Genomic DNA, 10,802 nt, shown 5'->3' with positions numbered 1-10,802 from the left:
TCCCACACCTCCCACACCTCCCACACCTCCCACACCTCCTGCTTGCCCCATGCCCCATGCCCCATTCCCTTTTTCAATTCATTTCATTTCTAGACTCGCGTTGAGCAAGTATGTCATAAGTAAAAGAGGCTGTTAAATGCAAACTGATTTATGACTGCTGCTTTCAACACTAATGTTGGCTTCGCTTCCCGCTTGGTAAATGGCATACTGGCAATCCAACCTTTAGCTAATTTAGCCAAGCATCAAGCCAGACAAATGATGATTAAACGTGCCGAAAGAATTGGTGTACATTGGACGCAAGAAGTCGAAACACTACAGGCGCGTGATTGGAAATCCGATCTAGCTGAAGTTGAAAATCCCCAGATTTCTTACCCAGAATATTACCTGCGCCCATTCCATGCTTACGAAGGTGGAAATCTCAATTGGAAAGCTGCTTGGGAGCTAAAAGTTGCAGCTCGCACTGTTCACGCTGGAATTTGGCGGGATGCTGGAGCGCAAGGAGATGATAAACTGCGCCAAAGTTACCACGATATTCTGAAAGCGCAACTCCCCAATCAACCCCAAAATATTCTAGATTTAGCGTGCGGCGTGGGTTTGAGTACTTTTGCTCTGCAAGAACTTTATCCCCAAGCCCAAATCACAGGTTTGGATTTATCTCCTTACTTTTTAGCTGTTGCTCATTACAATGCTAGACAACGCCAAGCTAAAATTAATTGGCTTCACGCCCAAGCAGAATCCACTGGACTACCTAATGCTTCATTTGATTTAGTTTCGGTTTTCTTGATGTTTCATGAATTACCCCAGTCAGCAGCTCGACAAATTTTTGCTGAAGCAAGGAGAGTGTTGCGTCCTGGTGGTTACTTGGCAATCATGGATATGAATCCTAAATCTGAAGTGTACAAAAAAATGCCAGCCTACATTTTGACTTTGCTCAAAAGTACTGAACCATATTTAGATGAATATTTTGCTTTAGACATTGAGCAAGCTATCATTGAGGCGGGTTTCCAAACTCCTGTCATTGCTAACAATACCCCTCGTCACCGTACAATTATTGCCCAGGTGAGTGGTTGATTTATCTCTAGTTTTGTGGGCAGCAATACCACCCTTGCTGCTTCTAGGCTACTATTATTGTCGGATACCATTTGCCCCTCCTCTGCTCAAATTGCTGATGTTCTTTGTGTTTGGGGCAATATCTGGTATTTTGGCTCTGAGCCTGGAATGGATTTTTGAAAGTGTAGCTAACTCGGTTGTAAACTGGGATAGCGTTAAGCGATCGCTTCCAGGTATAGCCCTACGGCAGTTAATAGAAATAGGGCCAATCGAAGAAGGCTGCAAGTTGGCTGCCGTTGTTATCCCAATCTATCTACAACGCCAATATAGATTACATCTATCTAGCGTTCTTATCTTGACCATAGCCGTTGCCCTTGGATTCACTGCCGAAGAAAACTGGATTTATCTTTTCCACGGTACAGCATCAATTTTTGAACGTACTATTGGTACGCCAGTCCACGCTATGTTCTCTGCACCTTGGGGATATGCGCTAGGAATCTATATTTCCTCCAAGACTGGAAATCAAAACAAAAAATTTATTTTTAGGGCTTGGCTAAATTCTGTAATTTGTCATGCCGTGGTTAATGTCCTATCTAGTGCTTGGGGTTACTCACTACCACTACGTTTTTTGAGTTATGGTTTCTTCCCCTTCCTCTTGTGGATGTTTTGGCGATTGGAACAATTACTGCGAAAAGTTCAACGCAAACCTCCTATTATCTTAATTTCCGGCTATACACCCCAACAGCGTTACTGGCAAAGAAGTTTAGTACTGTTTGCCCTTGTGCTTGGTGGAAATGCAATTTTTGGGCTGTTTCTCTTAGCCAGAATTGTGAGTCCCTTGAATCCATCGACACTTCTGAGTTATGAAATACTGTGGTTTATACTTACTCGAATTTTGCTAAATCTATTTTTCGGATTTTTAGCATGGGGCATTTATCGATATTTACGACGTATCGCCCGTCGTCGGTATTTTTATTAAAATATGATTGAGAAAAATGCTAGGGGGCTTATATGCAAACAACTCCAGTGTGTTGGACAACTGCTGACCTAGAGTTCTTCTCTAATTGGGCATTGGGAGTAGTGAGTTAGGAGTTATTATTCTCCCCATCTCCCCATCTCCCCATCTCCCATGCCCCATACTAAACCTCTGCTAACACCAGTTCACTCACTGTTGCACTGATTGAATTTGCATCAGACTCAGTACAGTAGATTTCGCAGGAGTTATTGGGGCTTTCAAAGAGTTTAACTTTGTAAAGCTCAGATCCTAATTCTTGAATGGGCGATCGCAATATATTACTAATGTACAGCGCGATATTCTCACTGGTCGGTACGACTTCGGCAAAGTAAGGTATGTCTTCGTTGATGAAGGTGTGATCGAATAGTTCTACCACATCATTTTTGATAATCTGATTCAAACCACCCAAATCGACAATCATCCCAGTAGTTGAGTCAATCTCTCCTTTGACAGTAACTTCTAGGTAATAGTTGTGTCCGTGACCGTGGGGACGCGCACACTTACCATAAATCTGGGCGTTCTTTTCTTGACTGAGGTTGGGATCGGCTAGCCGATGGGCAGCGCTAAAGTAAGTACTCACGGTGAAATGAGTTTCAGTTCCGTTTTTGGCATAATCGGCCCAAAGTTCATGACTTTCAAACAGCCTAACTTTGTGTAATTCAACTCCCAATTTCTCGATGGGTGAAGTCAGTAAATGATGAATGTAAAGTGAAATATTTTCTGTAGTGGGAACAATTTCAGCGAAGTAAGGAATGTCTTTATTCAAGCACGAGTGATCTAATGGCTCCACCGCATAATCTTCCACTACTCGCTTTAGTGCATCCACATCTACAATCGCGCCAGTGCGTGGGTCGATTTTCCCTTTCACAGTGATTTCGAGATGATAGTTGTGTCCGTGAGTACGGGTGCATTTACCATATTTTTCCGGGCTAATATTAGGAGCTAACCTATGGGCAGCGCTAAAGTGAGTACTAATGGTGAGATATGCTTCCATTCCCTCTCCCGTGTAATCTGCCCAAAGTTCAGAGTTTTCAAACAACTGAACGCCGACTATAGGTAGGTGGGGTGCTAGGCGTTGCCAAATTACCCGTGCAATATTTTCAGTGGTAGGTAGAGTTTCTTGGAAATCTGTCCACACATCATTGAGATAAGAAAAGTCCAGTTGGTTGGTAACTTCTCGCTTGATGACATGTTTGACATCTGACAAATTTAACACCATACCATATTCGTCCACTTCTCCGCCCAAGGAAATTAATAAAACATAGTTATGGCCTTGTCCGGGAAATTTCGCTCTTACACCAAATTTCTCAATATTCTCAGCTTCACTCAGTTCTGGTAACCAATAACGATGACTTGCCGAAAACTGAGCGCGGCGATTAATAATGCATTTCATAAGTGTAGTGGCAATAAAACTTCAAAATTCTTAACCTTTCACTACTTCCAGCATAGACTAATTTCTGTGTCATTAGTCATTAGTCATTAGTAAATACCCAATGCCCCATGCCCCATGCCCAATGACGCCACTTGCTCCACTTGGGGAGACCCCAAGACCGCAGTGGCTCCCCCATACCCATTAACCTATTGATGCTTGTGCTTCACAGTGTAATCTCGAAGCTATGCGGAATAATTCTTGACCTGTATGTAAATAACGTTCATCGTAGTTCAAAGGAAAATAACCTAACTCTTCGAGTCCATCTGCTAATTGATCCAGGCTGTAGTACAGGTGAGCCGCTGTTCTTGCCAGACTAGGGGGATTGGGGAGAGAACGAAAAGTCATTTGTGCCTGTTTCAAGTCCTGGCGACAGGTTTTTAAGTATTCCTGAAATTCATCTAACAACTCATCATCAAAAGGATCGGCAGCTAATTGTTCCATTTGTTCTTCTAGGGAATAAATAATGGTACAAAGTAAGCGATTTACCGGTTGATAAACTTTACGCAGCCATTCTTCGACTTCTTCATCAGCATCCCGTCCTGTTTTGCGTGTTGCCTGGTAATGTTTTTGCGCTGATGCTGTACGCTGTTGGCGATCGCTTTCTAATTTTGGAGATTTATTTTGCAGTTGTTGGTCATAATGACGGCGATTTTGGTTATCGCCTAAAACCTCATAAGCTGCATTGATGCGGATAATCTCTTCGCGATCGGCTGTTTCTTGATTGCTATCAGGATGAAATAACTTTACCAAGCGGCGATAAGCTTGCTTAATCTCCGCTTGGCTTGCATTTGGACTAACTTTGAGAGTTTCGTAATGGTTAGAAACGTGTTTAGAATTCACCATTAATTCAATGTATCGTTAGCTGACGCTAGCGGCTAACTTGGTCTCCAAGTCTTGGAACAAGGGTGTACTTAGATACCTTTCTCCAAAACTAGGCTGAATCATCACAATTAAACGTCCTTGATTCTCTGGACGTTGAGCCACGCGAATTGCTGCACACAAAGCTGCACCACTGGAAATTCCAGATAGGAGGCCTTCTTCTTTTGCTAAACGCCGACTGTAAGCGATCGCTTCTTCATCGGTGACCGTAATCACTTCATCAATTAATTTCATTTTTAGCACTTGGGGAATAAATCCAGCGCCAATACCTTGAATTTTGTGCGGCCCTGGTCGTCCCCCAGATAAAACTGGGCTATTAGCCGGTTCAACAGCGATCGCTTTCGCACTTGGTTTGCGTGCTTTAATCACTTCTGCCACACCAGTGATCGTACCACCTGTACCCACTCCTGCCACAATTATATCTACTTGTCCATCAGTATCTTCCCAGATTTCAATAGCTGTAGTTTCCCGATGCACTTTTGCATTGGCTGGATTGCGGAACTGCTGCAACATATAGGTATTTGGCATACTATTAACTATCTGCTGCGCTCGGCTAATTGCTCCACTCATACCTTCCATTCCTGGTGTTAATTCCAGTTCTGCTCCAAAAGCCCGCAACATTGCCCGTCGCTCTCCGCTCATGGTCTCTGGCATGGTTAAAATTAAGCGATAACCCTTAGCTGCTGCTGCCATTGCCAAAGCGATTCCAGTATTTCCAGAGGTAGGTTCTACTAATACTGTCTTTCCAGGAGTAATCAGCCCCTCCTCCTCAGCAGCAGTAATCATACTTACCCCAATTCGGTCTTTAACTGATGCGGATGGGTTCATACTTTCCAGTTTCACCACAATTTCAGCAACACATCCTTCACTCTGGGGAATACGGTTTAACTGCACTAGAGGTGTACGGCCAACTATTTCTGTAATGTTACGAGCAATTCGCATAATTTATTCCTTAGTTATTTGTTATTGGGCATGGGGGAGCCACTGCGGTCTTGGGGTCTCCCCAAGTGGAGCAAGTGGCGTCATGGGGCATTGGGTATTGGTTATTTACTAATGACTAATGACCAATGACTAATGACTAGAAGTTTTTACGGCGGATTTTAAGTTTTTGAAGTACACAACCTCAGTCTGTTAGCCTCAGGTAAAGCCTGTTTTAGTTTCCAATTTTGGCTTGAAAAATTTTGCTGTAGTTTTAAACTTACAACTGATAACTTCTCTAGTATACTACGGCTATCAACTGGGGTTTATTGGTTGGTGGCATACAACAAAAAGCCCCGCCTCGTGGCGGGGACTAATTAAGTTAAATTATTATCAGATTGTCAGCACTCTAGAAGGTGAAGGTTGTTCTCAAAGTACCGATAATTGCATCGTCGTTGGCGCTATTTTGACCAGGAGAGGTCAACCAGATCACACCAGGAGTGATTGAGACATTATCTGATACCTGATACTTGTAGAAACCTTCAAAGTGATAAGGTACATCATTACCAACAAACCCTGCTCGGTTACGAGCATAGGGTTCAGCTCCAGCAAAAATACCTAATACGTTGCCTTTCTTACCGAAATCAGGTAAAGCTACTCCAACACCGTAGCTCCAAGCTTCAAAATCATCACCTACACCGAAGCCTGTGACATCATGGTAAGAAACGAAGCCACTAATTGATAGTTTGTCGCTTGGTCTAAAGGCAGCAGATACGCCGTAGGAGTTAGTTGAAGAGCCGTTTGCAAGACTCAGAGTATTAGCTTGTCCAGTACCTACTGACACTTCAGGGTCAGCTGCGGAACCAGAGTTAAACAAGAAACCACCTGCGGCATTATAACTGTGGACGTAGGTTGCAGCTAAAGCCACGCGATCGCCAAGACTAAAGTTCAACTGTCCTAAAGCAGCATAGTCGCCGTTGGTAAGACCTGCACTGATACCAGGGTCGTTAGCTTCTGATGCCAAGTAACCTGCGGTGATTGAACTATTACCCAGGATACCCCCACCTTTACCCAATGGTAAATTCAGCGCTATACCTGAACCACCACCAATTCGATAGATGGGGCTTTCAGAGGCAAAGGAGGACAAGGCACCGTTACCACCATCGGTTTGATCGAAGAAGTAAGGGTTGTTAACTGCGGCATAGTGACTGTGTCGTCCGCCACTAGCTGCAAGGTAAACTTGGGCTGGGCCGATGGGAACTTCATAGGTCAATCGATCTATTCTGACGCTGTTGTTACCATCGCCAATACCAACTTGATAGGTTTGTGTACCTTCAGCAGTGTTGATGGGAAAACCAGCATTATCAATTTGGGAAAACGCTTGTGCATTACCAGCAGCAAGACGGGTGTGCAGCACGTCTCTACCAGTGAAGCTGGTTTGTAAGTCTAAACGTACCCGGTCTTGGAACACTGTGTTGTTTGCATCACCAGTGTTACCGCCAAAAATATCACTAACTGCAAAAACAGCTTCACCGACTAATTTGGTGGTAGTCGAGAACTGATTGGCTTCTAATTCAGCGGTGCGTGCTTCTAAGGCATCTACACGACCGCGTAGAGTTGCCAATTCTGCGGAAAATTCTTCTTGTAACCGCTGTAAGGTTGCTAAATCTTGTTTGGTTACCAAGTCAGCTGTTGCTGTAGCAATTAATTCGTTGACTCTATCCAAACAGGCATTTAAACCAGCGGCAAATTCATAACGGGTCAAAGCACGGTTACCGCGATAAGTGGCATTTGGATAACCTGCTATACAACCATAGCGCTCAACCAAGGACTGCAATGCTTGGAATGCCCAGTCAGTAGGCTGTACATCAGAAAATTGCGAAACTGATGTTACTTGGGATTGAGAGTTATTTTTGTTGCCTTCGTTACTATAGCGGTTAATCTGGTCTAAGGTTGTTTGAGCCAAGATTTCTGGCTGTTGGGCAACTTCAGTGACACTTGGTTGTTCGCCTGGTGATACTTCAGCGGTTGTATTTGGAGCCGCAATTGCTGTTGTTGAAACTAGTAATGTTGCTCCTAGAACTGCTGGACTAACCAACAGAGATTTCCATAAGAGATTAGACATCTTTTCTTTACTCCTCACACCTTGTATAGATAATTGGGTTTCTTGCACCTAATTCTTAAAAATGCGGCATCTCATTTTGAAACCTGTGGATGAGGCATGAATGCCCCTATTTATGATTTTAGTTTTCGCAAAGCTAATAAACGATTAACTTAGAGTTAAAATTTGATGTGATTAACTTATGCAAAAACATATCCTTATATCAAAATATTATAAAACATCAAATCAAGATGGCAAGATTAAAGCGATCGCCTTAATAACTGTCACACATTAGCCATCTATATATCCAAGTAGGGAGTAGGTTTTGAGGCTATGGCTAATCATAGGTTAGCTTCATTTTTCAAAGCTTTAGACACCAAGCAACTTCTGGGCACAAATTAGACGTTGCATCAAGCCTTGACAATCGAAAACAACACACCATCCACCACTCAATTATGCAAAATTAAGTCCGTCTAATATTTTTGGAACAAACGCAAAATTGAATATAAATTGCACCCATACATAAGTAGCTAAGGGAACTCCAACAAATAAACAACGGCTTGAGGTGGTTGGTTGTTGAGTGTTGAGTGTGAACCCTCAATGGTCAACAGTTAAAAGTAAGCTGATGCGCTTTTAAATTGCATAACTCAACTCGTTAGAAAGACGCTCTTACACGGAGACACAAAGATACAATTTGAATGACAATTAGCTTAGCAATGGAATTTTTTTACTTGTAAATCCCTAAAATTCAAAAGGATGAGAAATAGACATCGAATGTGGGGCATTAGTCATTTGTTGGTTGTAAATAACAAATGACGAATACCTGTTGGGGACTTCCAAGTAAAAAAAATTCCATAAAAAACTGTTAACTGTTGAGTGTGAAGCGTCAACAGTCAACGGTCAACAACCTGAAACCGTTGTTTATTTTTTGAAATTCCCACAGCATATGCTCTATATGAATGTCAAAAAAATCAGTTACTGAATTTGGGAAATCACTCCAGCAAGATCGAAGTCATTCTGGGTTAATCCACCTGCATCATGTGTTGTAAGTGTAATCTTGACTTTGTTGTAAGAAATCTCTATGTCTGGATGATGTCCTGCTGATTCAGCAGGTTCAACAAGCTTGTTGACAAACTCAATTGCTTGGATGAAATCCCGAAATTTACGAGTCGTTTCCAATTTTGACCCTTCAACGGCCCAACCTGAAAGAACCTTTGCCTGTTCTTGAATTTCCGCTTCAGTTAGTAGTTGTGCCATATAGAAAAATTCCTAATTATTATATGTTGGTTACATCTTGGATATCATGAAACCAAACTTTTTTGATTCTGCACGCAGAGAGATGAAAGCTTGATACTTTATTAATTTAACTTTTGAAAAATTTTTCAGGTCTTGAGTTTACCTGCCCCAGGTCGACCATGCAAGTTTTTAAAAGCAACTACTGAATAAAACAAAAATTACCTACAAAAAACTATCCGCTCTGATTGAGATCGGGTGATCTAAGTCAGAGCGGTCTAGCGGGTCTTCAGGTTGCAACCAGACTGCCGGAAGGAACTTCTAGCTGAGCCTAGCTACTTGGGCTAACTTAGTATCTCAAGATAACTAAGGCTAACTTTTAAAGAACAGCCCCGGCACACAGCCGGCTAACTGCAACCTGATGACCCATGCTTTTACTACTTTCTATCATGGGCATCACCTCCTTGTTGCCTAAGCGGTCTTAGTCTCAAAGGGACAGAGCTTTTCGCTCTGGGTTTATAACCTTCACCTAAGATAACACATAAATTTCAGGTATTAACTATAAATCAAAAAAAATCTCCCGCGAAAAGGCGGGAGATGGAGAAATATTGACACCTGCTCGGATTGAGCAAGGAGATTATTCAATCTTAGGTGGTGTCAATATAGAACCAACTACAACTGCGAATGTAGTTTTAGTTGGTTTTTCTAATTAGAGAGCGTTACCGCGAGGTAGAACTTCCTCAGGGAATACAAATTGTTCGTGGATCTGATCTTGAGGAGCCATCCAAGCGCGGATACCCTCGTTGAGCAAAATGTTTTTGGTATAGAAAGTTTCAAACTCTGGGTCTTCCGCTGCCCGTAACTCTTGGGAAACGAAATCGTAAGCCCGCAGGTTGAGTGCCAAACCAACAATACCAACCGCTGCCATCCACAAACCTGTGACTGGCACAAACAACATAAAGAAGTGCAGCCAGCGTTTGTTAGAGAAAGCAATACCGAATATCTGTGACCAGAAACGGTTTGCGGTCACCATTGAATAGGTTTCTTCTGATTGGGTAGGATTGAATGCTCGGAAGGTGTTTGCTCCTTCGCCGTCTTCAAACAAGGTGTTTTCTACAGTGGCTCCGTGAATCGCACACAACAGCGCACCTCCCAACACCCCTGCTACACCCATCATGTGGAATGGGTTGAGGGTGAAGTTATGGAAACCTTGCACGAACAAAATGAAACGGAAAATTCCGGCTACACCAAAGCTGGGAGCAAAGAACCAAGATGATTGTCCCAAGGGGTACATCAAAAATACACTGACGAATACCGCGATGGGAGCTGAAAATGCTAATGCGTTGTAGGGACGAATTCCTACTAGCCGAGCAATTTCAAATTGGCGCAACATGAAGCCAATCAAACCAAAAGCTCCGTGCAACGCTACGAATGGCCACAACCCACCCAATTGGAACCAACGGGTAAGGTCGCCTTGGGCTTCTGGGCCCCACAACAGCAATAGTGAATGTCCTAAGCTGTCTGCTGGGGTGGATACTGCCACTGTCAAGAAGTTACAGCCTTCCAAGTACGACGAGGCTAAACCGTGGGTGTACCAAGAGGTGACGAAGGTTGTGCCTGTTAGCCAACCGCCTAGTGCTAGGTACGCACAGGGGAACAGTAGTAACCCTGACCAACCTACGAATACAAAGCGATCGCGCTTGAGCCAGTCGTCTACTACGTCAAACCACCCTCTTGTACTTGGGGCGCGTCCAACTGCGATGGTCATCGGACTAAAATCCTCTTCTTTTACTAAAATTGCAACGTTTTTGAACCAGCATCACCTAAAAGCTTTTGCTTTATTTGGCAACTGCCGTGAGGAATTAACGTTTTTTTGACAATCTCAACAGCCTAAAAGCTACTGAAATTCTGAGAACTTGCTGCTTTATGAAATCAACATTTCTCAGAGCTATGCCATTACACGTACCACTGGCTAGTAACCTAGCTTGTGGTAACTTAATGATTCTTAACTTATCACATTAGTTCGGTTTTGGCCAGACACACGCAAGCGGATCGGGTATTTAACACGAACGTATATTAATAATATGAATATCAGAATTTTTACAATTTGACACAAGTTTTCTCAGAAATCTAAACAATTGGGGTTGGGGGATGGGGCATTGGGAGTTAGGAGT

Annotated in this window: 7 protein-coding genes and 2 pseudogenes; 2 read left to right on the top strand and 7 right to left on the bottom strand. The window is 43.0% G+C overall.

Annotation, left to right across the window (positions count from 1 at the left end):
• The first annotated feature begins 150 nt into the window (after nucleotides 1–150).
• Entirely contained in the window at nucleotides 151–1,071 is a 921-nt protein-coding gene (locus GNE10_RS25155) for a class I SAM-dependent methyltransferase (RefSeq protein WP_185567655.1), read from the top strand.
• Nucleotides 1,064–2,029, top strand: a complete 966-nt coding sequence (locus tag GNE10_RS25150; protein WP_185567654.1) for a PrsW family intramembrane metalloprotease — start codon at nucleotides 1,064–1,066, stop codon at nucleotides 2,027–2,029. Before GNE10_RS25155 ends, GNE10_RS25150 begins: the two co-directional genes overlap by 8 nt.
• 160 nt (nucleotides 2,030–2,189) lie before the next feature.
• Here GNE10_RS25150 and GNE10_RS36585 read toward each other — a convergent pair.
• The 7 genes and pseudogenes from GNE10_RS36585 to psbD all read right to left on the bottom strand — a co-directional run.
• Nucleotides 2,190–2,648, bottom strand: a pseudogene (locus GNE10_RS36585) (6-carboxytetrahydropterin synthase); the annotation flags it as partial.
• A pseudogene (locus tag GNE10_RS36580) lies at nucleotides 2,637–3,458 on the bottom strand (6-pyruvoyl trahydropterin synthase family protein); the annotation flags it as partial. The pseudogenes GNE10_RS36580 and GNE10_RS36585, both read right to left, overlap by 12 nt.
• A gap of 180 nt (nucleotides 3,459–3,638) precedes the next feature.
• Nucleotides 3,639–4,340: a J domain-containing protein gene (locus GNE10_RS25140; protein ID WP_185567650.1), complete on the bottom strand. Its 702-nt coding sequence runs from the start codon at nucleotides 4,338–4,340 to the stop codon at nucleotides 3,639–3,641.
• 15 nt (nucleotides 4,341–4,355) lie between these two features.
• Nucleotides 4,356–5,318: a cysteine synthase A gene (cysK, locus tag GNE10_RS25135; RefSeq protein ID WP_185567648.1), complete on the bottom strand. Its 963-nt coding sequence runs from the start codon at nucleotides 5,316–5,318 to the stop codon at nucleotides 4,356–4,358.
• Between the two features lie 385 nt (nucleotides 5,319–5,703).
• Nucleotides 5,704–7,419, bottom strand: a complete 1,716-nt coding sequence (locus GNE10_RS25130; protein ID WP_185567646.1) for an iron uptake porin — start codon at nucleotides 7,417–7,419, stop codon at nucleotides 5,704–5,706.
• 951 nt (nucleotides 7,420–8,370) lie between these two features.
• Nucleotides 8,371–8,652, bottom strand: coding sequence for a 4a-hydroxytetrahydrobiopterin dehydratase (locus GNE10_RS25125; RefSeq protein WP_099071715.1), 282 nt, complete (start codon nucleotides 8,650–8,652; stop codon nucleotides 8,371–8,373).
• Between the two features lie 685 nt (nucleotides 8,653–9,337).
• Nucleotides 9,338–10,396 (bottom strand): photosystem II D2 protein (photosystem q(a) protein), encoded by a 1,059-nt coding sequence (gene psbD, locus GNE10_RS25120; RefSeq protein ID WP_099070151.1) that lies wholly within the window; start codon nucleotides 10,394–10,396, stop codon nucleotides 9,338–9,340.
• Nucleotides 10,397–10,802: the final 406 nt, after the last annotated feature.

Origin of the sequence: Nostoc sp. 2RC (genome assembly GCF_014222165.1) — a bacterium.
GTDB lineage: Bacteria > Cyanobacteriota > Cyanobacteriia > Cyanobacteriales > Nostocaceae > Nostoc > Nostoc linckia.
Note: the sequence above shows the minus strand (reverse complement) of the source record. Positions and strands in the feature narration are given on the sequence as shown.

Coding starts and splice junctions, on each gene's coding strand:
- cysK (WP_185567648.1), bottom strand. CDS start 5,318: ATGCGAATTGCTCGTAACATTACAGAAATAGTTGGCCGTACACCTCTA.
- GNE10_RS25140 (WP_185567650.1), bottom strand. CDS start 4,340: ATGGTGAATTCTAAACACGTTTCTAACCATTACGAAACTCTCAAAGTT.
- GNE10_RS25125 (WP_099071715.1), bottom strand. CDS start 8,652: ATGGCACAACTACTAACTGAAGCGGAAATTCAAGAACAGGCAAAGGTT.
- GNE10_RS25130 (WP_185567646.1), bottom strand. CDS start 7,419: ATGTCTAATCTCTTATGGAAATCTCTGTTGGTTAGTCCAGCAGTTCTA.
- psbD (WP_099070151.1), bottom strand. CDS start 10,396: ATGACCATCGCAGTTGGACGCGCCCCAAGTACAAGAGGGTGGTTTGAC.
- GNE10_RS25155 (WP_185567655.1), top strand. CDS start 151: ATGACTGCTGCTTTCAACACTAATGTTGGCTTCGCTTCCCGCTTGGTA.